Source organism: Georgenia subflava, assembly GCF_009193155.1.
In the GTDB taxonomy this organism is placed as follows: domain Bacteria; phylum Actinomycetota; class Actinomycetes; order Actinomycetales; family Actinomycetaceae; genus Georgenia; species Georgenia subflava.
In genome coordinates this window covers 431,864-454,812 of the sequence record NZ_VUKD01000001.1, presented here as the reverse complement: position 1 = coordinate 454,812, position 22,949 = coordinate 431,864, and the positions used below count along the sequence as shown (strand labels likewise).

The following is a 22,949-nucleotide window of genomic DNA, read 5'->3' as shown; positions in this document are numbered from 1 at the left end:
GGCCGGGTGACCTGCGGCGGGGGTCTCAGCCCTGCGTCGGTCCGGGTTGGCCCTGTGTCGGTCCGGGTTGGCTCTCGGTCGTCGGCCCGGGGCGGTGCTCGGTGCCGCGGGAGGGGTTCTGGCCGAGCGCTCCGGCGATGCGGTGCTCGATGTTCTCGGTGGCGGCCTCGGGCACGACGATGAGGCCCTCGAGCTCACGCATCGCACGCCGGTACGCGGTCTGGCGCTCGGCGTGGGTGGCGCCGCGGTCCTCGGCGAGCGCTATGAGCTTGCGCGCGCGGGCCAGCACCTCTCGCTCGGTGTCGGTGAAGTCGGAGGTCCGCCGCCTGCGCGCCTCGCGCTCGGCGACGTCCCACGCGAGCGCCAGGTCCTGCACGGCGGAGCGGTACGTGACGAACCGGTCGGCGTCCTTCAGCCGTCTGGGATCCGCGGGCCGCAGCCCGTCCGCGTGCCGCTTCGCCCGGTGGAAGTCGACGGTGAGCGGCTCGCGCATGTCGCTGATCATCGGGTAGTCGATCAGCTTCGCGACGTCGAGCTCGTACGCGAGCCAGCGGCGCTGGACTTCGTCGTGCTCGGCGAGCACGCGCTCGACGTCGGCGGAGGTGACCTTGCCCAACGGGGCCGGCTCCGGTGCGGGCGGCGGGACCTGCTGCGCCTGGCCGTACTTGATCCGGGCCAGCTCGATCTTGTCCCTGCGACGGCGCTCGTCCCACTCCTGGAGGCCCTTGATCCCTCCGCCGATGACGCCACCCAGCGGGAAGACCAGCCACCAGAAGTTACCGATCCAGCCCCAGAACCCTTCCACCCCTCGAGCCTAGCGCCGGTGGTCCGCCGGGCCGGGCGGCCGGTTCCTCCTGCCGGGTCCGGCGGCGAGACCGCGGGTCCGGCGGCGGCACCGAGGGTGCCGGCCGCGAGACCGAGGGTGCCGGCGACCGCGCCGTGCTCGCCCAGCGCCCGGCGGCGTGCGGGTCGTGGCAGTGCGCCGAAGAGGTTCGCGCGCGACCGTGCGCCCACCTGCCGGTCCGGTTCGCGCGGATTACCCTGGAGGCAACGGTGACCGTGCCACCACCCAGGGCCCGGCGCCGACTCATCCACGAGATGACGAAGGAGTCCTGACCGTGACCACCCTGTCGCGCCCAGACGCGCATCCGAGACCCGCCACGCACAGCCCGGCCACCGAGTTCCGCGCCCCGGGACCGTTCGACCCGCTGCACGGTCACGAGCAGGTCGTCTACTGCAACGACGCCGCCACGGGGCTGCGCGCGATCATCGCGATCCATTCAACGGCCATGGGGCCGGCCCTCGGCGGCACCCGCTTCTACCCGTACGAGAGCGAGGACGACGCTCTCGCCGACGTCCTTCGGCTGTCCAAGGGCATGACCTACAAGAACGCGCTCGCCGGGCTCGACCTGGGCGGCGGCAAGGCCGTCATCATCGGCGACCCGACCCGCGACAAGTCCGAGGCGCTGCTGCGTGCCTACGGCCGCTTCGTCGAGTCGCTCGGCGGCCGGTACATCACGGCGTGCGACGTCGGCACGGTGGTCGCCGACATGGACGTGATCTCGCGCGAGACCTCCTCGGTCGCCGGCCGGAGCGAGCCTCACGGCGGTGCCGGTGACCCGTCCGTGCTCACCGCGTTCGGCGTCTTCACCTCGATGCGCGCCTGCGCCGAGCACGTGTGGGGCCAGGCCACCCTGCGTGGACGCACCGTGGGCATCTCGGGCGTGGGCAAGGTCGGCCACATCCTCGCCGAGCACCTCGTGGCCGACGGCGCCCACGTCGTCGTCACGGACGTCAACGATGCGGCGCTCGAGGCGGTGCGCGCCGCCCACCCCGAGATCGAGGCCGTGCCCAGCACCGAGGCGCTCGTCCGGGCACCGCTGGACGTGTACGCCCCGTGCGCGCTCGGCGGAGCGCTCGACGCCGACACCATCGACGCGCTCAGCGCCCGGATCGTCTGCGGCTCGGCGAACAACCAGCTCGCCGACGACGGCGAGGCAGGCCTGCCCGAGCGGCTCGTCGAGCGCGGCATCACCTATGCGCCCGACTTCCTCGTCAACTCCGGCGGCGTCATCCAGGTGAGCGACGAGCTCGAGGGGTTCGACTTCGAACGGGCCAAGCACCGCGTGGAGGGCCTGTTCGGCGCCACCAGCGCCGTGCTGCGGAGGGCCGACGAGCAGAGCATCAGCCCCGCCTTCGCCGCGGACCACCTCGCCGAGGAACGCATCACGACCGTCGGGAGGAACGGGCCGTACCTGCCGCGACGGCGCTGACGGTCTCCGTACAGGGCTCGGCTGTCGGTCCCGCCCGGTCGGTGCGTCTCGTCGGCGGGCTGCTCCGCCGTCGGTGGGCAATGCCCTGCCCGGCGCCGACCTCCGGCACGTCGCTCAGCTCTGGCTGGTCCCCGACTCAGCGGCCGAGCCGCCCTGCGGCGCCTCCGTGGTCATCAGCGCGGTCAGCTCGGCCTGCTGGGCGTCGGACGGCAGGCCCCAGCCCGGTCGGTACCCGACGACGTCGCGCAAGGGCCGGCCGTGCAGGTTCCCCTCGAGGATCTCGACGTCGTCGATGTCGATCAGGCCGGGGTGGAGCACGCCGCACGACTCGGCGACCTTGAGCAGGTCCCGCCGGAGGGTACGCACGTACCCGGCGAGGCGCACCGACTTGATCGTCGGGTCGAGCCCGTGCGTGAGCCACGGGTTCTGGGTGGCGACACCGACGGGGCACGTGTCCGTGTGGCACTTCTGGGCCTGGATGCACCCGATGGCGAGCATCGCCTCGCGCGCGACGCCGAGCAGGTCGCAGCCGAGCGCCATGGCGACGATCGCGTTGTCGGCCAGGCCGACCTTGCCGGAGCCGACGAACGTGATGCGGTCGGTGAGCCCCGCCTCGGCGAAGATGCCGTACACCCGCGGGAAGCCGATCCTGAACGGCAGGGATACCGAGTCGCTGAACGTCATCGGTGCCGCGCCGGTCCCGCCCTCGCCGCCGTCGATCGTGATGAAGTCGACGCCGCGCTGGCCGTCGGCCATGGCCTCGGCGAGCTCGCGCCAGACGTCGAGATCGCCCACCGCGGACTTGATGCCCACCGGGAGCCCGGTGGCGTCCGCGAGCAGCTCGACCCAGTCCAGCATGCTGTCCACGTCGCTGAACTCGGCGTGCCGGGAGGGGCTGATGCAGTCCTTCCCGGGCCGGACACCTCGGATCTCGGCGATCTCCTCAGAGACCTTCGCGGCGGGCAGCACGCCTCCGAGGCCGGGCTTGGCTCCCTGGCTCAGCTTGATCTCCAGCGCCCGCACGGGGGCCGATGCCACCAGGTCCGTCAGCCGCCGGAGGTCGAAGGCGCCGTCGAGGTCCCGGCAGCCGAAGTAGGCGGTGCCGATCTGGAACATCAGGTCGCCGCCGTGGCGGTGGTGCGGGGAGAGACCGCCCTCGCCGGTGTTGTGCAGGGCGCCGGTCATTGCCGCCCCCTCGTTGATGGCACGGACGGCGCTGCCCGAGAGCGACCCGAAGCTCATCGCCGAGACGTTGACGACCGACTGCGGGCGGAAAGCATGTGCCCGCCCCCGGGCGCCGCCGAGGACCTTCGCAGAGGGCAGCCGGACCTCCTCGCCCGCCTCCGGCGCCGAGGGCGGCGCGACGCGCGTGAAGGTGCGGTGCTTGATGATCGGATAGCCCTCGGCGTTCTCGACGTCGTTGTCGGTGCCGAAGCCGAAGTAGTTGTTCTCCCCCTTCGCCGAGGCATAGATCCAGCGGCGCTGGTCGCGGGTGAAGGGCCGCTCCTCGTCGTTGCCGGCGACGACGTACTGCCGCAGCTCGGGACCGATCGCCTCGATCGCGTACCGGGCATGCCCGATCACCGGGAAGTTGCGCAGCAGGGTGCGTCGCCGCTGGAGGAGGTCGTGGGCGGCCAGGCCGACAAGACCGGCGGCGGGGATGAGCGCTCGGGACCACCTCATGACTCGCAGTGTGCTCGCGCCGCCGCAGGTCCGCACCAGCAGAGGGGCTAGGTCCGAGTCCGCCACGCAGGGGAGGAGTGCCGGCTTCGAGCCGGTGCCAGGAAGCGCTCGGCGACGGGCCGGGGCTTCACCACGACGGCGGCGCCCGGCGGGCCGGGCTCCACCACGACGGCGGCGCCCTGCGCCCGGCGGGCCGGGCACCGGGCGGAGGTACCAGCCCGTAGAGAACGGACCAGGCCCCCACCCGAGGGTGAGGGCCTGGTGAGACGCGCCGCGCAGGGGCGGGCAGTGCGTCGGTACCGCTGGCGGTGGGTCAGTAGGTCGTCTTGTCCTCGTCCGGCGTCGGGACGGCCGATCCCTCGTCGGTGGCGGTAGCACCGAGCTGCGGCGCAGCAGACGTTCCACCGCCCTTGAGCGCAGCCAGGCGCGCCTCGATCTCGGCGTTGCGGCCGTAGTCCTCGAGCTCGGCGAACTGGGACTCCAGCGACGCGCCCTGGAGCTCGGCGTGACCGGCGACCCGGGCCTCCTCGCGGCGGACCTGCTCCTCGTAGCGGGAGATCTCCGACGTCGGGTCCATGATGTTGATCGAGGAGATGGCGCCCTGCACGGTCGCCTGGGCCTCCGCGGTCTTCGCGCGGGCGACGAGCTGGTCGCGCTTGGACTTCAGCTCGTCCAGCTTGGTGCGCATCTGGGTCAGACCGACCTTGAGCTTCTCGACGACCTCGTTCTGCGAGTCGATCATCGGCTCGGCGGCCTTGGCCTCGTTCTCGGCGGTGATCTGCTTGCCGATGGCGATCTTGGCCAGGTCGTCGAAGCGGGAGGCCTCGCCGGCGTCACCGGAACCGCGCAGCTCCTCGGCCTTCGACGAGGCTGCGAGCGCCTTCTGACCCCAGTCGCGGGCCTCGGCCATGTCTGCGGAGTGGTCCTGCTCGGCCAGGCGCAGGTTGCCGATCGTCACGGCGACAGCGTCCTCGGCCTCGGCGATGGAGGAGGTGTAGTCCCGCACCAGCTGGTCCAGCATCTTCTCCGGGTCCTCGGCCCGGTCCAGCAGCGAGTTGATGTTCGCGCGGGTGAGCTGGGCGATGCGGCCCAGGATGCTCTGCTTCTCTGCCATGGTGATGCCCTTCTTGGTTGGGGTCTCGCGAAGAATTGTGGGTCAGTCTGTCGGGGCGCGCGTGCCGGCGCGCGCCGTCGTCGTCAGTCAGAAGCGCCCTCCGCCGCCGCCGAAGCCGCCTCCACCGAAGCCACCGCCCCCGCCGCCGAACCCGCCGCCGCCGAAGCCGCCACCGAAGCCACCGCCGCCGCCCCACCCGCCGTGGTGACCACCGCCGCCGAGGACGCCGCCGAGGATGCCACCCAGGACCAGGGAGCCCACGTCGAGACCGCCACGTCGGCCGCCCCCGAAGCCACCCCCGAACCCGCCGCCCCACGGGTCGTCGTAGCGGCTGGTGTCACGCTCGGCCAGCTGCTGGGCGGCGGCGGCCATCTGCTCGGCCTGCGCAACCCTCTGCATCGCCGCGACCGGGTCCGAGCCGGACAGCCGGTTGGCCTCCGTAGCCAGCCTCGTGGCCTCCGACAGCCGGGTGCGGGCCTCGGTGCCGACCGAGCCGCGCCGGGTGGCGATGTAGTCCGAGACCGCGCGGATCTGCGAGTTCAGCCGTCCGAGCCGGTCGTGCAGCTGGGCGGCGGCACGCCGGTTGTTCTCGTCGGCCTGACGCACGCTCGCCAGGGCGGCGTCGATGGCGGTCTCCGCGGAATGGAGGCGTTGCAGCGCGGCGAGCGGGTCGCCGCCCGTCCGTGCCTCGTGCCCCTGCGCGATGGCGGCCTCGGCGGCCTTGCGGCGCGCGACGACCGTCGGGTCGTTCGGCGCGAGCCGGTTCGCGTCCTGGACGTCGGCGGTGATCGAGGCGAGCGCGGTGTCGAGCCGCGAGCCGGCCTCGGCCAGCGCGTCCCCCGCGCCGTGGACCGCCTTGAGCAGCCGGTCCGCCTGCCCGATGGCCTCCTCGGCCACCCGGGCGTGGGTGACGGCAGTTGCGCGGTCCCCGGCGTCGACGCTGGCGCGGCCGGTGGCCACCGACTCGTGGGCAGCGACGAGCAGTGCCTTGGCCTGGTCCGGGTTCCTCGACACCGAGGCGAGCGCCCCGGCGGGGTACTGGTTGGCCAGGCGGGCGAGCTGGGCGCGCGCGCCCTCGATCTGGCGCTCGACCTCCCGGGCCCGCTGGTCCAGCTCACTCAGGATCTGCGGCGTGCGCGCCTGCATGTTGCGCAGCTTGACGAACTGCTCGGCCTGGGCCGAGAGGGTCGAGTCGATCTCGCCGGTGAGCTGGAGGATCTCGGCGTACATCCCGCGCTGCTGCTGCTCGGTCTCGGGGACGTCGTCGTCGAGCTGCTGGCGGATCGTGAACGCCCGCTGCGCCTTGCCCTTGGCCTCCTCGAGCGCCGCGGTGAAGGCATCGGTGGCCTGCAGACCGAACTGCGCCTTGGCGAAGCCGAGCTCCTCCTCGGAGCTGCGGATCGCGTCGTCGGCGCCCAGCAGGGCCGAGCCCGCCCGGTTGGCCAGCTGCTCCGTCGGCAGGTTCAGCGGGTGGTCCGGCGGGAGCTGGCGACGGCGCTCGCGGGGCTGCCCGCCATCGTCGTCCTTCTTCTTGCGGAAGACGAAGAACAGCCCGATGCCGCCGATGACGACGAGACCGAGCAGACCGATGGTCAGCAGGCTGCCGAACCCGCCGCCACCCCCTGTGGCGCCGCCGAGACCGCCGTCCGCAGCGTCGCCGATGCCCTCGGCGAAGCCGATCGCCGCCTGGGCCCAGTCGTCGTCGCCGAGCGCCGGCTGGACCTCCTCACGGATGACCTCGCGGACCTGGTCCTCGCTGATCGGCGAGCTGTTGTGCCGCGCGAACCCGTAGGAGCGGTCCTCCACCGCCACTGCGAGCAGGATGTTGTCCGGTCCGAGGTTGGACTGGGTGGCGGTGTCGACAGCCCACTGCGGGGCGCTCATCCCGTCGAAGGTCTCGACGAAGGCGACGAAGACCATCTGCCCGGTCTCGGCCTCCACCTCGTCGAAGGCGGCCTGGATCTCACCGGGGTCGTCGAGCACCCCGGCCGTGTCGGTCACCTGCTCGTCGAGGAAGGTCGGCGGCTCCGCCGCGGCAGGGCCCGCGAGGGCCAGGGCAGGGGCGGTGACCAGGGCGGCGACGGCCAGGGTCCGCGCGGCGGCGACGAGTCTCACACGGTGATCCTCTCGGGCGGGCGGAATCGGCGCAACGCTGCCGCGGCCACGTTCGCGCCCGGCGGAGAGGGGGAACCCGGCGCGACCCGTGCGCGGGGTTGCCGCGAGACCCGTGCCACGGTGCGGGGTTACCGTTCTGTGGTGAGTACGAACCCCACTCCCGCGGTGCTGACCGTCGTGCAGCCCGACGAGCAGGTTCCCCTCGACCGCTTCGCCGACTGGCTCGACGGCGTCGAGCTGCGGATCGTGCGCCCGTTCGCCGGCGAGGACGTGCCCGGCGCCGACCAGGTCGGCTCGGGGCTGCTGGTCCTCGGCGGCAAGATGAACGCGCAGGACGACGAGGTCGCCCCCTGGCTGCCCGCCGTCCGGCAGCTGCTGGTCGACGCCGTCGAGCGCGGTGTGCCCACCCTCGGGATCTGTCTCGGCCACCAGCTGCTCGCCGAGGCCACGGGCGGGCGGGTCGTCGTGGCAGCACCTCCTGGGCGCGAGGCCGGGATCGTGGAGATCTCCTGGCGCGCGGAGGCCGCCGACGACCCGGTGCTCGGTGCCGCCGTCCGCGCGGGCTCCGCCGGGGACCGGCGCGGGGCGTCCGGGCTGGCCGACAGCTTCGGCACGGCCCGCCAGCCGGCGATGCACGCCGACGCCGTCGTCGAGCTCCCCCCGGGCGCGGTCTGGCTCGCCTACTCGCACGCCTATCCGTTCCAGGCCATGCGGCTCGGCTCGGCGCTCGGCGTGCAGTTCCATCCTGAGGCCTCGCCCGAGCTGCTCGCGCGCTGGTCCGCCGACAAGGACGATGTCGACACCGACGCCCTGGTGGCGGCCGCCCGTGAGCACGACGCCGAGGTCTCGGCGGTCGGCCGGGCCATCGCGCAGGCGTTCGCCGCCCAGGTCCGCGGCGTCCGGCGCGCCTGAACCGGGCCGCTCACCGGGAAGTCTCGGCGAGGCGGCTCGGGTCTGGGCAGCACGACGGTGCACCGCGGACCTGTGAGGCGACGCCCGTGCCCGTACCGACCGACCCGAGGGCCGGCGATCGTCACAGCGGCCACACCAGCGGTATGACGAGGAGCGCGACCCCCAGCCAGGCGACCAGCACCGGCAGACCGAACCGCCAGTAGTCGCCGAACCGGTAGCCGCCGGGCGCCATGACCATCATGTTCGCCGGTGTGGCGATCGGGGTCAGGAACGACGACGCGCCGGCGACCGCGACCGTCATGAGCACCGGCTCGACGGCGGTCCCGGACTCGAGCGCTGCCACCACCGCGATGGGCACGACGATGAGAACGGTGGCGGTGTTCGAGACGACCTGACCGAGCGCGGCGGTGAGCACGAAGAGAGCGGTCAGCAGCAGGTACGGGCTGCCCTGGCCGACCGCCCCGATGAGGTGCCCGGCGATGAGGTCGGCCGCACCGGTGGACTGGATCGCCGTCGAGAGCGGTATGAGCCCGCCGAGCAGGACGACCGTCTCCCACGACACCGACCGGTACGCCTGGTGCGGGCTGACGACCCGCAGCAGCACCATGGCGGCGGCCGCGCCCAGCGAGGCCACGGCCGGCGGCACCGCCTCGGTGACGAGCAGCACCACCATGACCGCCAGCACGGCCACCGCCTCCGCCGCCCGCAGCCCCAGCGGCACAGCCTGGCGCCGCAGCTCCGACGGCGCATCCACGACCAGGATGTCGCGGTCGTCGACCAGGGTGTCGATGGCGCTCCACCGCCCGTGCAGGAGGAGGGCGTCGCCCTCGGTGAGCCGGGTCGGGCGCGCGCCCCGGTCCCGCCCGAGGTGCTGCACGGCCAGGACGGTGATCTCGCCGAGCCGGACCATGCCGGGGAACACGGTCTCACCCACGAGCGGCGAACGGGGCGGGACCACGACCTCCACGACGCCGGCCTCCCGCCTGAGCAGGTCGTCGGGGCCGGGACGGACGGGGCCCGGCCCCATGGCAAGGTCGTGCGCCGCGGCGAACTCCTCCACCGCAGCACGGGGGCCGGCGAGGACCAGCGCGTCGTCGTCGGCGAGCCGGTGCCCCTCGGTGGCGCTCCCGCCCGCGGCGGTCTGGACCCCGACCAGCCGCGCTCCTTCGAGGGAGAGGTCGCGGACCGTGGTGCCCGTGAGGGAGGAACCGAGGCCCACCAGGAGCCGGAAGACGTCCGAGCCCGCGGTGTAGTGGCCCGCCAGCGTGCGCGCGTGACCGCTGAGGTCCGTCGGTGCCGCACCGGCGCGCACGGGCAGCAGTCGCGGGCCGACGGTGACCGCCAGGATCACCGTGACCACCAGCAGGGGCAGGCCCACCGCGGCGAAGGAGAAGTACCCGAAGCGGCCGCGACCGGCGTCGGCCAGGGCGTCGGAGACGATGACGTTGACCGGGCTGCCGGAGAGCGCGAGCAGGGAGCCGGCATGCGCGGCGAAGGCCAGCGGCAGGAGCATGTGGCCCGGTGCGTGCCCGTTCCGCACAGCCATGACGACGACCATCGGCAGCAGGGCGGCCACCGACCCGTTCGGGCTGATGAAGGCCGTGAGCACGGCGGCCAGGACCATGACGGCGACGAGCAGCGCGGACCGTCCCGTCCCCGCCCGCCCCGTGATGGCCTGCCCCGCCCAGGTGGTGACACCCGTGGCGTCGAGCCCCTCCGAGACCACGAAGAGGCCGGCGACGAAGAGCACCACCGGGTCGCCGAAGCCGCCGAGAGCCTGTCCGGCGTCGAGGAGGCCCGTGGCGTACAGGGCGAGCGCCGTCAGGACCGCCACCACCCCCACCGGGAGGCGGTTCCAGACGAAGACCGCGACGGCGGCGGCCAGGACGAGCAGGCTCGTGACCGCCGGGTCGAGGGTCATGGCTGCCCGGGGTCAGGACGCGCTGAGCTCGGCCGCGAGCTCCTTCTCGTCCTCGTCGGAGAGCGAGGTCTGCAGGACGGTGCCGCCGTACTCGGCCAGGGCCGCGGCGAACTTGTCCTCGGTGATCTTGGTGGCCATCACGACGACGGCGGCCCGCCCCGGCTCCAGCATCTCGCCCACCCGCGCCCGGAAGGACTGGTTGATCCCCGACTTGCTGAGCTTGCCGGTCAGGGCGCCGAGCGCGCCGCCGACGAGGAAGCCGATGCCGGGGGCGAGGAAGAGCAGGCCGATGATCATTCCCCACACGGCGCCCGAGGAGGCGGAGGCCCCGACGATGCGCCCCGGGGTGTCCACGTGCTGCTTGCCGTCGTCGTCGACGCGCACGACGGCCAGACCGGAGAGCGTGACGATGTAGTCGCGCTGCAGGTCCAGGACCTTCTGGTACGCCTTCTCGGCCGTGGCGTGGTCGTCGTAGCCGAGGACGATGAGCTCGGACATGGGTGGTGCTCCGTTCCGTGAGGTCGTCCGGTGCCGGGGTCCCGGCCCGGGTCTGGATCAGCCGACGGTCGCGGCCAGGACGAGGACGACGGCGACGGCGACGGCGACGACGCCCAGGAACGGGGCGACGAAGCGCAGGTACTTGTCGTAGCCGACGCCCGCGATGGCGAGTCCGCCCACGACGACGACGTTGGTGGGGGAGACGAGCAGCATGAATCCGTGCCCCATCTGGTACGCGGTGATCGTCAGGGCCCGGCTGACCCCGGCGAAGTCGCTGAGCGGGGCGAGCAGCGGCATCGCGAGGGTGGCGTGGCCGGAGGAGGAAGGGATGAGGAAGGCGAGCGGGGCGTTGACGACCGAGACGAGAACGGCGAAGACGCCCGCGGACGCGCCGCTGACCGCCTGCTCCATCGCGTTCAGGACGGTGTCCAGCGTCTGGGTGTTGGACATGATGACCGCGACGCCGCGGGCCAGGACGATGACGATGGCGGGCCCCATCATGTCGCCCATGCCCTGGGTGACGAGCGAGACCAGACGCTTCTCGCCCATCCTCGATACGAGGCCGACGGCGATCGTGGCGACGAGGAAGAGGACCACGAGCTGCGGGAACCACCAGCCGAGCTCGAACCAGTACGGCTCGGCGGCGGTCTCGTGCACCTGGTCGTACTCCGCCGGGCCGGCCGTCGCGCCGAGGATCGCCGACCACGGGATGACGGAGAAGATCAGCAGACCGAAGGTCACCCCGGTGATGACCAGCACCCACTTCTGAGCCGAGGTGAGCCGCTCGGTGATGACCGGTCCGGCCGGGGGTGCGGCGTCGGCGGGGTCGAGGCCGACGAGGGAGCGGGAGGGGTCCCGCCTGACCCGGCGGGCGTAGCGCAGCACGTACAGGATGGCCAGCGTCGTGAGCAGCAGCCACAGGATGACCCGGAGAACGATCCCGTCGCCGATGGAGATCCCGGCCTCGTCGGAGGCCACGCCGATGGAGAACGGGTTGACGGTGGACGCCATGGCGCCGATCAGGGCGCCGAGGATGATCATGCCCGCGGCCACCATCTTGTCGTAACCGAGGGCGAGCATGAGCGGCACGAGCAGCGCGTAGAACCCGAACGTCTCCACCGAGAACCCCATCGTGGAGCCCAGCAGGGAGAACAGCGCCATCACGACGACGATGAGGAGCCATCCGCGGTCGCCCAGCCGGGCGGCGAGCTGGCCGACGGCGACCTCGAGGCTGCGGGTCGCGAAGCTGACGGAGATGAACGCCCCGAGGGCCAGGATGAAGACGACGACGCCGATGGAGCCGAAGAGCGCACCGAGGTTCTCCGTGTCGATGAACCCGGTGTCGAGGTCCTGGACGCCGTAGACGCCGTTGACCGGGGCGAGGAGCAGCTGCTGGACGCGTTCACCGAAGGTGAGGGGGGAATCGACCCGCTCGTAGGACCCGGCGATCGGCGCGCCGTCGGCGTCCGTCTGGTAGGTGCCGGCGGGGATCAGCAGGGCTGCCACCCACACGAGCACCATGACGACCGCCAGCACCGTCACCGCGCCGGGGAACTGGAAGGACTTCTTGGCCGGGGCGTCGCGGTCCACGTCGGCCTCGACGGCACTCATCGCTGATCTCCTCTCCGGGGCCAGCTCGCGGCGTACAGGTCGAAGAACAGCGCCTTCGTCAGCACCGCGCGCTCGAGCTCGTCGAGCAGGACCCGCTCGTTGGGGGCGTGGATGTTCGCGTAGGAGTCGGTGGCGCCCAGCAGGAGCTTCTCGGCCTCCGGGACCGCCTCGTGCAGGGCCATCACCAGCGGGATCGACCCGCCGCCGGCCATCAGCTGAGGCTCCGCGTCCCACGCGCGGCCGAGGGCAGCCATCGCGGCGTCGAAGGCCGGCCCCTCCCGCCCGGCGGCGAAGCCGTTGCCGACCTCGCCCGCAGTCACGGTGGCCGCGATCCCGAAGGGCCGCTGGGCCTGCAGGTGCGCCACGACGGCGGCCTGGGCCTCGGCCGCGGCCTGGGCAGGGTGCACCCGCACGTTGAGGGAGGCGCGCGCGTGGGCCGCCACGGCGTTGATCGGTGCGGCGCTCGGCGGCGCGTCGAGCCCGACGACGGTGATCGCCGGACCGGACCAGATGCGGCTCCCGAGCCCGCCGGTGCCGAGGAGCGGGACGTCGTCGGCGATCTCGGCGAGCTCGCGGAACTCCGCGTCGGTGTAGGTGGTGCCGGACCACTCCTCCCGGCGCAGGCCCGGCACGGCGACGTCGCCGGACGGCTCGTGCAGCGAGGCGAGCAGGTGGATCATCGCCAGCCGGGCGTCCGGGGCGGCGCCGCCGTACTGGCCCGAGTGCTTGTCGCCGGCAAGGGTGCGGATCTCGACGTCGACCTGCGCCGAGCCGCGCAGCGCCACGGTCAGGGTGGGGGTGCCCGGACGCACGCTCCCGACGTCGGCGATGACCATCGCGTCCGCGCGGAAGAGGTCCGGGGCCTCGGGCGGGTAGGTGTCGAACGGGCTGCCGACCTCCTCCTGCCCCTCCACGACCACCACGACACCCACCGGCGGGCGCCCGTCCCAGGCCCGCAGCGCCCCGACGATGCCGACGACGTTCGCCTTCGAGTCCGCGGTGCCGCGCCCGTACAGGGCGCCGTCCCGCTCGACCGGCTCGAAGGGCGGGCTGTCCCACAGCGACTCGTCGCCGGCCGGCACGACGTCGTAGTGGGTGTAGAGCAGCACCGTCGGTGCGCCCTCGGGTGCCGGGATCCGCGCGACGACGACGGGGGCGGTCTTGCCCTCGATGCGCAGGTCGCTCACCTCCGCCCCGACGTCACGCAGCATGCCGGCGACGAGGTCGTGAGCGGCGAAGAGCGGCTCGGCGGCCGCGCCGGGACCCGAGACCGAGGGGATCGCGGTCAGCTCCTTGAGGTCGGCGACGAGGGCGGGCATCATCGCGCGGACACGTGCCGGGAGCGTGCTGGCGGTGTTCATGTGTGCCTCGCACCGGGCCGGGAGCAGGACGGGTCGTGCCGGCCGGATCGGGACGGGCCGGGTCGGACGGTCCAACGGTGGCGCGACCCCGCCCCGCCACGGATCACCCGCTGCGGGTAGTTCGGGTCCACAATGGGCACGGGTACCGACCGACGGGGGCGGGACGATGACGGGTGCGCGACCGTTCGACAGCCGGCTCGCCGTGCCGCTGCCTCCCGCCCGGCCGGTGGTGCGCGAACGGCTCCGCCGCCTGCTCGACGTCGCGGCCGCCGGTCCGGTCACCGTGGTGACGGGGGCCGCCGGTACCGGCAAGACGTGCGCCGTCGCCGACTGGGCCCGCCATGCCCGTGAGCCCGTCGCCTGGGCCACCCTCGACCGGGCCGACAACGACCCGGCCCGGCTGCGGACGACGATCCGCGCGGCGGCCGACGAGGCCCTGGCCGCACGGGTTCCGACGGTCGAGCACGGCGGTGCCGGCGCCGACCTCGACGACGTGGCCGACCACCCCCTCCCGGACATGTCCGCGAGCACGCTCGCCGGCCAGGAGCTGGTCCTGGTGCTGGACGACGTCCACGAGATCGACGACCCGGGCGCGCTCGCCGTCCTCGACGTCCTCCTGAACCGGCGGGTCCCGGGCCTCCACGTGGTGCTGGTCGCCCGCCACGTCCTGGCGCTGTCGCTGTCCCGGCTCCGCGTGGACGGCGGCCTGGCCGAGGTCCGCGGCGCCGAGCTCGCGCTCACCGAGACCGAGGCGGGCCGGCTGCTGGTCGCCCACGGAGCTCGCCTGCCTCCACGTGAGCTGGCCTTGCTGCTCGAGACGACGCGAGGCTGGGCGGCCGGGCTCAGGATCGCCGCCATGACCCTCGCCGACGCGGCCGACCCCGCGGACGCGGTCCGCCGCTTCGACGGGAGCCACGCAGTCGTGACCGGGTACCTGCTGGACGAGGTCCTGGCCCGGGCGGCGCCCGCGTGCGTCGAGCTCCTGCTGGGGACGTGCGTCGTGACGCAGCTGTGCGGCCCGCTGGCCCGCGCGCTGACCGGCCGGTCGGATGCCGGAGCGCTCCTGGAGTCCCTCGCGGCCGCCAACGCACTCGTCGAGCGTGTCGACGGCGGATGGTTCCGCTACCACCCGATGCTGCGGCAGATGCTCCGCGCCCGCCTGGACATCGCCGGGCCTGAGCGCGCCGCGGAGCAGCACCGGCGGGCGAGCGCCTGGTTCGAGGGAGCCGCGGAGCCGCTGGCTGCCCTCGAGCACGCCGTGGCGGCCGCGGACTGGTCGCTGGCAGGCGTGGTGATGATGCGCTCGGCCGTCGTCGCCATGTTCTCCGCCGACCGGGGACCGCTCGCCGCGCTCGTGGACCGGATCCCCGACGCCGTCGCCGTCGGCCGGCCCGAGCTGGAGGCCGCGCGAGCCGTCGGCGCCTACTGCCGGGACGAGCCGGAGGCGGTCCACTACCACCTCGACCGAGCACGCGCCGGTGCGCCGGCGCTGCCCGAGCCCCGACGCAGGCTCCTGCTGCTGACCACCAGCGTCCTGGCGGCGTTCACCGCCCGGGACGAGGGGGACGCGGCGGCGCTCGGCGAGCACGGGGCCGAGGCCGCGGCGCTCGTAGCGGAGCTGCCGGCAGATGCCGCCCCGGGCTGGTCCCGGTACCGCAAGCTGCCGCTGGTGCTCTGGGCGACCGGGGAGATGTGGCTCGGGCACCCGGAGCGTGCCGCGTCCCATCTCGCGCAGGCGCGGCCCGAGGCGGGGCTCGAGCAGCTCTCCGTGTTCGGCCGGGCCCATCTCGGCGGGTACCTGGCCCTCGCCACGGCCGCCCGCGGCCAGATCGTCCAGGCGCGCCGGATCGCCACCGGGGTGCTGCGAACCGCCGAGGCGGAGGGGTCGGCCGCGGCCCCGGACGCCGCCGTCGCGTGGCTCGCCCTCGCAGTCGTGGAGCTCGCCCGTGGCGACCTCGACGGGACGGCCCGTGCTCTTGCCGGCGGTGAGCGCAGCCTCGCCACCGCCGTCGACCCATTCGTCCGGGTGTGCCTGACGCTGGTCGCGGCGGGCCGGGCGGTGGTCGCCGGCGACCAGGGGCGGGCGCGAGGGCTGGTGGCGGAGGCGGACGAGGAGCTGGTGCAGCTGCGCGGCGCCGAGCTGGTCCACCGTCTCCGTTCCGTCGTCGCCGCCGCGGGAGAGCTGTCGGTGGGCCGGGCGGTGCCGGCGGCGGACATCCTGCTCGTCGGCCGTCCGGCCGGCGCGGACGGTGTGGAGGGAGCGGCGGGCGCGGACGGTCCGGCCGGCGGGGACGGCGCGGACGGCGCGGGCGGCGTAGACGGTGCGGGCGGTGCGGGCGGCGTAGACGGTGCGGGCGGCGTAGACGGCGGGGACGGCGAGGGCGGCGTGGACGGCCTGGGCGGCGTGGACGGTGCGCTCAGCCGTGAGCTGGCGGTCCTGCGGGCCGAGGCCATGCTCTCGACCGGGGAGGAGTCCCGGGCGCGCGAGCTGCTCGGTCGGCTCGCGCGGGCTCCGGGCGTGGCTGGTGTGGAGGCGTGCCTGGTCCTGGCGGTGGACGCCGACCGGCGGCGCCGCGACGGGGAGGCCGCCGATGCGGTGGCCCGCGCCCTGGACCTCGCGGCCCGCGACGACGTGCTCGCTCCCTTCCTGCACCAGGAGCCACGCCTCGATCACCTCCTGCACCGGCACGCGCAGGTGGTCGGGACGCACCGGGCTCTCGTCGAGTCGGTCCTGGCCCGGCGTGGGCGAGCGTCCTTGCCCGGGAAGCGGCCGGACGTCCCGCTGACCCCGCGCGAGCTCAGCGTCCTGGCGGGCCTGTCGGCGATGGCCACCAACGACGAGATCGCCGCGGAGCTGAGCATCACCGTCAACACCGTCAAGCACCACCTGAAGTCGATCTACCGCAAGCTCGGCGTCGAGAACCGCCGGGACGCCGTCCGTGCCGTGCGTCGGCTCGACCTGCTGCCGGCACGGGCGCACCTGGTGTAGCGGCGTCGGTCCTCAGCCCGCGTCGGGGCCGGCGATGGCGTTGATGCCCTCGGGGGAGAGCACGTGCTGGGTGACCAGCGCCGACGCGCCGAGCACGCCGGCCCGACCCTCGGTCCGCGAGCCGACGATCCGCAGGTGCTGGGTGGCCAGCGGCAGCGACCGGCTGTAGACCGACTCCCGGATACCGGCGAGCAGGTGCTCACCGACTGCGGCCACGACCCCGCCGATGACGATGACCGACGGGTTGAGCAGGTTCACCAGCCCGGCGAGCACGGCACCGATCTCCCGGCCCGCCTGGCGCACGGACTGGACGGCGACCCGGTCCCCGGAGCGGACCAGCTCGACGAGGTCGGCGTTGGTCGAGATCTCGTAGCCCTGCTCGCGCAGCTTCGCGGCCACCGCGGCGCCGGATGCGACCGCCTCGAGGCAGCCGACGTTCCCGCACGTGCAGAGCGTGTCGTTGCCGTCGGGCACCGCGATGTGGCCGAGGTCGCCGGCCGCACCCTGGGCGCCGCGCTGGAGCCGGCCGTCGCTGATGATCCCGGCGCCGATGCCGGAGGCGATCTTGACGAGGACCATGTCCTCGACGTCGGGGTAGACGGTCTCGTGCTCGCCCAGGGCCATGATGTTGACGTCGTTGTCGACGAGGATCGGGACCGGGAACGTCTCCCGCAGGTGCCCAGGGACGTCGAAGCGGTCCCACCCGGGCATGACCGGCGGGCTCGTCGGACGGCCGGAGTCGTGCTCGACCGGCCCGGGCAGCCCGATGCCGACGCCGGCCAGGTCGGCGAGCGGCCGGCCGACCTCGCCGATCAGTCGGAGCGCCACGTCGGTGACGGCGCCGAGCACGGCGGCCGGTCCGGCGGCGATGTCCTGGTCGAGCATCTGCTCGACGAGGACGCGGTTGGCGAGGTCCGTCAGGGCCACGCGGGCGTGGCTGACGCCGAGATCCACGGCGAGGACGAAGCGGGCGCCGGGGTTGAAGGCGAACGTCGCCGGTGGCCGCCCGCCCGTCGAGGCCGCCTCGCCGGTCGGCGCGACGAGGGTGGAGCCGAGCAGGTCCTCGACACGCGCGGAGATGGTCGAGCGGGCAAGACCCGTGACTGCCGCGAGATCGGCCCGAGTGCGCGGCGCGCCGTCGCGGAGGAGCTGGAAGAGGCTGCCGGCGCTGCTGGGGAGCGCCTGTGGCGTCCCGGGGCGGGGCCGAGCGGCCGCAGCGTGCGAGATGGCCATGCTGCGAATTGAACCACGGGGTCTTCGGTTTGTCTCGGCCGCATAACGGTGAACAGGCACGCGCGGCTTTTGCTTGACGCGCGACAGAAGTCCTCCTAGGTTGTCCGCATGGTCACAGCAGACCCCACCCAGCCGCTCCTTCAGATGCGCGGGATCGTCAAGCACTTCCCGGGCGCCAAGGCGCTCGACGGCGTCGACCTCGACATCCGCGCCGGCGAGGTGCACTGCCTCCTCGGTCAGAACGGGGCCGGCAAGTCCACCCTCATCAAGACGCTCGCCGGCGCCCACCGGCCCGACCGCGGCGAGATCCTCTGGCAGGGCGAGCCGGTCACGATCTCCTCGCCCGAGGCCGCCCTGGAGCTCGGCGTCGCCACCATGTACCAGGAGCTCGACGTCGTCGACGGGCTCAGCGTCGCGGAGAACATCTTCCTCGGCCACGAGCTCGCCAGCGGTGGCCTGCTCCGCCGTGCCGAGGCGCACGAGCGCACCCGCGAGCTGCTCCGCCGCCTCGGCCACCCCGAGATCCCGCCCTCTCGGGAGGTCGGCCGGCTCTCCGCGGCCGGCAAGCAGATCGTCTCCATGGCCCGAGCGCTCTCCCGCGACGCCAAGGTCATCGTGATGGACGAACCCTCGGCGGTCCTCGACCCGGAGGAGGTCGCGAACCTGTTCCGCGTCGTCCGGTCCGTGAGCGCCGACGGCGTCGCCGTCGTGTACATCTCGCACCGGCTCGACGAGATCCGCCAGATCGGGGACCGCATCACGGTCCTCAAGGACGGTCGCACCGTCGCCTCCGGCCTCGCCGTCGCCGAGACCCCGACGGCCAGGCTCATCCCGCTCATGACCGGTCGCGACGTCGAGACGAACTTCGGCGGCGCCCCAGGCGGGGCGACGGCGGACGAGCCGGTCCTCGAGGTGGAGAGCCTCGGCCTGGCGGGCGTCTTCCGGGACGTCTCGTTCAGCGTCCGACCGGGGGAGATCGTCGGTCTCGCCGGCCTGGTCGGCGCCGGACGGTCGGAGATCCTCGAGACCGTCTACGGCGCCCGCACGGCCACCACCGGAACGGTCCGGGTCAACGGGCGCACGCTGCGGCGCGGTTCGGTGACCGCCGCGGTCGACGCGGGGATCGGCCTGGCACCGGAGGAGCGCAAGAGCCAGGGGCTCCTTCTCGACGAGCCCGTCTTCCGCAACATCACCCTGTCCACCTTCGGGCGGTTCGCCCGTGGCGGCTTCCTCGACGAGCGTGCCGAGCGCGCCGCCGCCGAGCAGCAGATCACGGCGCTCCAGCTGGCCCCGGCCGACCCGCGACGCACCACCCGCACCCTCTCCGGCGGCAACCAGCAGAAAGCGATGCTCGCCCGCTGGCTCGTCCACGGCTGCAACGTCCTGCTGCTGGACGAGCCCACCCGGGGCGTCGACGTCGGCGCCCGCGCCGAGATCTACACCCTTGTCCGCCGGCTCGCCGCCGAGGGAGCCGCGATCGTCGTGGTCTCCAGCGAGATCGAGGAGGTGCTCGGCCTCGCCGACCACGTCCTGGTCATCGCCGACGGCGACGTCGCCCACGCCGGCCCGGCGGACCAGATCGACGAGCACCGCGTGCTCGACCTCGTCATGGAAGGAACCCACGCATGACCGAGAACCAGTCGGCGGGCACCGTCCCGGCCGGCGGCGCTCCCGAGACCGGGCTGCCGCCGAGCAACCGCGACCTCAGCCCACCCCCGCAGCGGAGCGGGCGCCTGCCCACGTTCCGGCTCGGGGGCCTGGGCCACAGCCTGGGCCTGATCATCGCCCTGGCCGCGCTCCTGCTCATCGGTGTCCTCACCTCGGGCGAGCGCTTCGTCAGCATCGACAACGTCATGGTCATCCTGCGCGAGGCCGCCGTCATCGGCGTCATCAGCATCGGTGTCACGTTCGTCATCACCGCCGGCGGGATCGACCTGTCGGTCGGCTCCGTCATGGGGCTGGCGACCGTATGGGCGTCGACGCTGGCGACCCAGACGATGGCGACGGACACCCACTGGGTCGTCATGGTCTTCACCGCGCTCGCCGTCGGCACCGCCGCGGGGCTCGTCAACGGGGTGATCGTCGCCTACGGCCGGGTCGTCTCGTTCATCGCGACCCTCGCGATGCTCGTCGCCGCCCGGGGCCTGGCGGAGATCATCTCAAACCGCCGCAGCCAGATCGTCACGGTCGAGGGCTTCCTCGACTTCTTCCGGGCCGACGTCATCGGCGTCCCGGTGATCGTCTGGATCTTCTTCCTCGTGGCGGTCGGCGGGTGGGTCCTGCTCGCTCGCACGACGTTCGGGCGGCGCACGATCGCCGTCGGCGGCAACCCGGAGGCCGCCCGGCTGGCCGGTATCAAGGTGCAGCGGCACACCATGTGGGTCTTCGCGCTCTCCGGGCTCACCGCCGGCATCGCCGCGCTCATGATGCTCGGCCGGACCACCGCCGGCACCTCCACCAACGGCCTCCTCTACGAGCTCGACGCCATCGCAGCGGTGGTGGTTGGCGGGACGCTCCTCATCGGCGGACGCGGCACGATCGTCGGCACCGTCCTCGGTGTCCTCGTCTTCGCCGTCCTGACGAACATCTTCATCCAGAACAACCTGTCCCCCTCCGCCCAGCAGCTGGCCAAGGGCGCGATCATCGTGATCGCCGTCCTCCTCCAGCAGCGCTTCGCCTCCCGTGCGAGGTCATCCACCTGACCGCCGGCCCGGCGGCGCAGGAGGCGGACCGTCCGCCGCCGCCGGGCCCCGACCACACGGTCCGCGCAGCCGTCGCACCGAGCGACACCCCGATCCGCATCCCCACCAGCTCATCCGTCGAAGGAGACCCACCATGTCCGCGACCACCCGTCGCATCGCCACCCCTGTGGTGCTGCTCGCCTCCGTGGCCCTGCTCGCCGCGTGCACGTCCAACACCCCGGAACAGACCACCGAGACCGCGAACGGCGGGACGACCGAGAACACGAACGCCGGCAGCAGCAACGACGAGTCCGGCGAGACCGTCACCATCGGCTTCTCCGCCCCCGCCGCCGACCACGGCTGGATGGGTGCCATCACCACCGCCGCCATCGCGGAGGCCGAGAGCTTCGAGGACATCGACCTGCAGGTCGCCGAGGGCACGAACGACGTCAACACGCAGATCTCCCAGGTGGAGACGTTCATCAACGACGGCGTCGACGCCATCGTCCTGCTGCCCTACGACGGCGCAGCCCTCACCGAGGTGGCCGTCGAGGCGATGGAGGCCGGGATCCCGGTGATCAACGTCGACCGCGAGTTCTCCCGTCCCGAGGCCGCCCGCGTGACCGTCCTCGGCGACAACTACGGCATGGGCCGCAGCGCCGGTCAGTTCATCTGCGAGCGGCTCGACGGCCAGGAGGACGCCGTGGTCGCCGAGATCGCCGGCATCGACAACCTGCCGCTGACCCAGGACCGCAGCCAGGGCTTCGCGGACGCGCTGGCCGAGTGCGACCTGGACGTGGACCGTCGCGTCGCCGGTGACTTCACCCCCCAGGGCGGCGAGTCCGCCACGTCCAACCTGCTCCAGGCCGCGCCGCAGATCGACGCGATCTGGAACCACGACGACGACCAGGGCATCGGCGTCCTGGCGGCGATCGAGAACGCCGGCCGCGACGAGTTCTTCCTGGTCGGTGGCGCCGGTTCGGCCAACATGATGCGGGAGATCCAGGACGGCGACTCGGTCGTCGAGGCGACCGTCATCTACCCGGCCACCCAGGCCGCCGACGGCATCCGCCTGGCCCGCCTGCTCGCCCAGGACAAGGCGATGTCCGACCTCGTCGAGGTCGAGGTGCCGCGCCTCGTCCAGCTCTACGCCCCGGTGGTCACGGCCGACAACGTCGACCAGTACCTGCCGACCGCGTTCGAGTCCTGACGTCGCCGGACCGGCCCGGGCCGCACGCGCGGCCCGGGCCGGCCGGTACCCGGCGCGCCGGCGCCGGAGAGGGAGACACATCATGAGCCAAGCAGCAGCACGCCCCCCGCTCCGGGTGGCGATGGTGGGGTACGCCTTCATGGGGCGCGCCCATTCCCAGGGCTGGCGGGGGGCACCGCGGTTCTTCGACCTGCCGAGCGAGCCGGTGATGCAGGTGCTCGTCGGCCGCTCCGCCGACCGGGCCCGCGCCGCCGCCGACACCCTCGGCTGGGCGGAGGTGGAGACCGACTGGCGCCGCGTCCTCGAGCGCGACGACATCGATCTCGTCGACATCTGCACGCCCGGCAGCACCCACGCCGAGATCGCGACCGCCGCGCTCGCCGCCGGCAAGCACGTCCTCGTCGAGAAGCCGATGGCGAACACGCTGGCCGAGGCGGAGGCCATGGCCGCCGCTGCCGACCGGGCGGCCGCCGGTGGCACGATGGCGATGGTCGGGTTCACCTACCGCCGGGTGCCGGCGATCGCCCTGGCCCGCGACCTCGTCGCCGAGGGACGGATCGGCAAGGTCCGGCAGGTGCGCTGCCAGTACCTGCAGGACTGGCTCGCCGACGACGGCGCCCCGCTGTCCTGGCGCACCGACAAGGCCAAGGCCGGATCTGGCGCACTCGGCGACATCGGCGCCCACATCGTCGACCTGACCCACTTCATCACCGGGCAGAGGGTGGCCGGCGTCTCCGGACGGCTCGACACCCTCGTCGCCGAGCGGCCGGTGGCGGAGAGCTTCTCCGGCCTCAGCGGCCGGGGCGGCAGCGAGCGCGGCCCGGTGACCGTCGACGACGTCGCCATGTTCACCGGTGAGCTGACCGGCGGCGCTCCCGCGATCTTCGAGGCCACCCGGTTCGCGTGGGGCCGGAAGAACGCCATGCGGATCGAGGTCAACGGGTCCGAGGGCTCCCTGGCCTTCGACTTCGAGGACATGAACGTCCTCAGCCTCTACGACGCGCGCGAGGACGCCCGCACCGGTGGCTTCCGACGGATCATCGTCACCGAGCCCGACCACCCCTACGTCGGCAGCTGGTGGCCGGCCGGTCACGGGCTCGGCTACGAGCACGGCTTCGTCCACCAGGCCGTCGACCTCGTCCGGGCGCTGAGCGCGGGCGAGCAGCCCACGCCGTCCTTCGCCGACGGGCTGGCGGTGCAGCGGGTGCTCGACGCCGTCGAGCGCTCCGCCGGGAACCGCAGCGTGTACACCGAGATCCCCGCCCACCGTCCGGCTCCGGCCACGGGCAGCACCGGCGCGGTGGGCGACGAGGTCCCCGCTCCCGCGGGGCAGAGCAGAGGAGCGTGA

At 73.4% G+C, this 22,949-nt stretch carries 16 protein-coding genes; 7 read left to right on the top strand and 9 right to left on the bottom strand.

Going from position 1 to position 22,949, the window contains the following annotated elements; translation table 11 throughout:
* Window positions 1-25: 25 nt before the first annotated feature.
* Window positions 26-805, bottom strand: coding sequence for a hypothetical protein (locus GD748_RS02020; RefSeq protein ID WP_226920652.1), 780 nt, complete (start codon window positions 803-805; stop codon window positions 26-28).
* Between the two features lie 403 nt (window positions 806-1,208).
* On the opposite strand from GD748_RS02020, the gene GD748_RS02015 reads away from it, so the two are divergent.
* Window positions 1,209-2,273: a Glu/Leu/Phe/Val family dehydrogenase gene (locus GD748_RS02015; protein WP_452176676.1), complete on the top strand. Its 1,065-nt coding sequence runs from the start codon at window positions 1,209-1,211 to the stop codon at window positions 2,271-2,273.
* Window positions 2,274-2,387: 114 nt separating this feature from the next.
* On the opposite strand, the gene GD748_RS02010 is transcribed toward GD748_RS02015, so the two are convergent.
* The 3 genes from GD748_RS02010 to GD748_RS02000 all read right to left on the bottom strand — a co-directional run bounded on the left by GD748_RS02010 (window position 2,388) and on the right by GD748_RS02000 (window position 7,185).
* Window positions 2,388-3,956, bottom strand: a complete 1,569-nt coding sequence (locus tag GD748_RS02010) for an FMN-binding glutamate synthase family protein (RefSeq protein ID WP_152193531.1) — start codon at window positions 3,954-3,956, stop codon at window positions 2,388-2,390.
* A gap of 313 nt (window positions 3,957-4,269) precedes the next feature.
* On the bottom strand, window positions 4,270-5,070 hold the full coding sequence (locus GD748_RS02005) for a PspA/IM30 family protein (RefSeq protein ID WP_152193530.1): 801 nt from the start codon (window positions 5,068-5,070) through the stop codon (window positions 4,270-4,272).
* Window positions 5,071-5,157: 87 nt separating this feature from the next.
* Window positions 5,158-7,185, bottom strand: coding sequence for a TPM domain-containing protein (locus GD748_RS02000; RefSeq protein ID WP_193312778.1), 2,028 nt, complete (start codon window positions 7,183-7,185; stop codon window positions 5,158-5,160).
* Between the two features lie 141 nt (window positions 7,186-7,326).
* Between GD748_RS02000 and GD748_RS01995 the strand changes: the two genes are divergently transcribed.
* A complete protein-coding gene (locus GD748_RS01995) occupies window positions 7,327-8,097 on the top strand; it encodes a type 1 glutamine amidotransferase (RefSeq protein WP_152193528.1) in 771 nt (256 codons plus the stop codon).
* Between the two features lie 121 nt (window positions 8,098-8,218).
* Here GD748_RS01995 and GD748_RS01990 read toward each other — a convergent pair whose 3' ends face one another.
* Genes GD748_RS01990 through GD748_RS01975 form a run of 4 tightly spaced genes read right to left on the bottom strand, consistent with a single transcriptional unit; the run spans window position 8,219 to window position 13,488 of the window.
* Entirely contained in the window at window positions 8,219-10,018 is a 1,800-nt protein-coding gene (locus GD748_RS01990; protein ID WP_152193527.1) for an SLC13 family permease, read from the bottom strand.
* Between the two features lie 12 nt (window positions 10,019-10,030).
* Window positions 10,031-10,516 carry a DUF1269 domain-containing protein gene (locus tag GD748_RS01985; protein WP_152193526.1) on the bottom strand — a complete coding sequence of 162 codons (486 nt, stop codon included), beginning with the start codon at window positions 10,514-10,516 and terminating at the stop codon, window positions 10,031-10,033.
* Window positions 10,517-10,573: 57 nt separating this feature from the next.
* Entirely contained in the window at window positions 10,574-12,127 is a 1,554-nt protein-coding gene (locus GD748_RS01980; RefSeq protein WP_152193525.1) for a YfcC family protein, read from the bottom strand.
* A complete protein-coding gene (locus GD748_RS01975) occupies window positions 12,124-13,488 on the bottom strand; it encodes a M20/M25/M40 family metallo-hydrolase (protein ID WP_152193524.1) in 1,365 nt (454 codons plus the stop codon). Before GD748_RS01975 ends, GD748_RS01980 begins: the two co-directional genes overlap by 4 nt.
* A 166-nt stretch (window positions 13,489-13,654) precedes the next feature.
* Here GD748_RS01975 and GD748_RS01970 point away from each other — a divergent pair, with 166 nt between their 5' ends.
* Window positions 13,655-16,477 carry a LuxR C-terminal-related transcriptional regulator gene (locus tag GD748_RS01970; RefSeq protein WP_193312777.1) on the top strand — a complete coding sequence of 941 codons (2,823 nt, stop codon included), beginning with the start codon at window positions 13,655-13,657 and terminating at the stop codon, window positions 16,475-16,477.
* A 12-nt stretch (window positions 16,478-16,489) separates the two neighbouring features.
* Here the strand turns inward: GD748_RS01970 and GD748_RS01965 are convergent, their stop codons facing one another.
* Complete coding sequence (locus GD748_RS01965; protein ID WP_152193522.1) at window positions 16,490-17,710, bottom strand: ROK family protein; 1,221 nt, start codon at window positions 17,708-17,710, stop codon at window positions 16,490-16,492.
* A 108-nt stretch (window positions 17,711-17,818) separates the two neighbouring features.
* Here GD748_RS01965 and GD748_RS01960 point away from each other — a divergent pair, with 108 nt between their 5' ends.
* The 4 genes from GD748_RS01960 to GD748_RS01945 all read left to right on the top strand — a co-directional run bounded on the left by GD748_RS01960 (window position 17,819) and on the right by GD748_RS01945 (window position 22,949).
* Window positions 17,819-19,339, top strand: a complete 1,521-nt coding sequence (locus GD748_RS01960) for a sugar ABC transporter ATP-binding protein (RefSeq protein WP_152193521.1) — start codon at window positions 17,819-17,821, stop codon at window positions 19,337-19,339.
* The gene (locus GD748_RS01955; protein WP_152193520.1) at window positions 19,336-20,412 is read left to right on the top strand and encodes an ABC transporter permease; all 1,077 of its coding nucleotides are present in this window, start codon (window positions 19,336-19,338) and stop codon (window positions 20,410-20,412) included. The genes GD748_RS01960 and GD748_RS01955 overlap by 4 nt, the downstream gene beginning before the upstream one ends.
* A 133-nt stretch (window positions 20,413-20,545) precedes the next feature.
* On the top strand, window positions 20,546-21,601 hold the full coding sequence (locus GD748_RS01950) for a substrate-binding domain-containing protein (protein WP_152193519.1): 1,056 nt from the start codon (window positions 20,546-20,548) through the stop codon (window positions 21,599-21,601).
* 82 nt (window positions 21,602-21,683) lie between these two features.
* On the top strand, window positions 21,684-22,949 hold the full coding sequence (locus GD748_RS01945) for a Gfo/Idh/MocA family protein (RefSeq protein ID WP_152193518.1): 1,266 nt from the start codon (window positions 21,684-21,686) through the stop codon (window positions 22,947-22,949).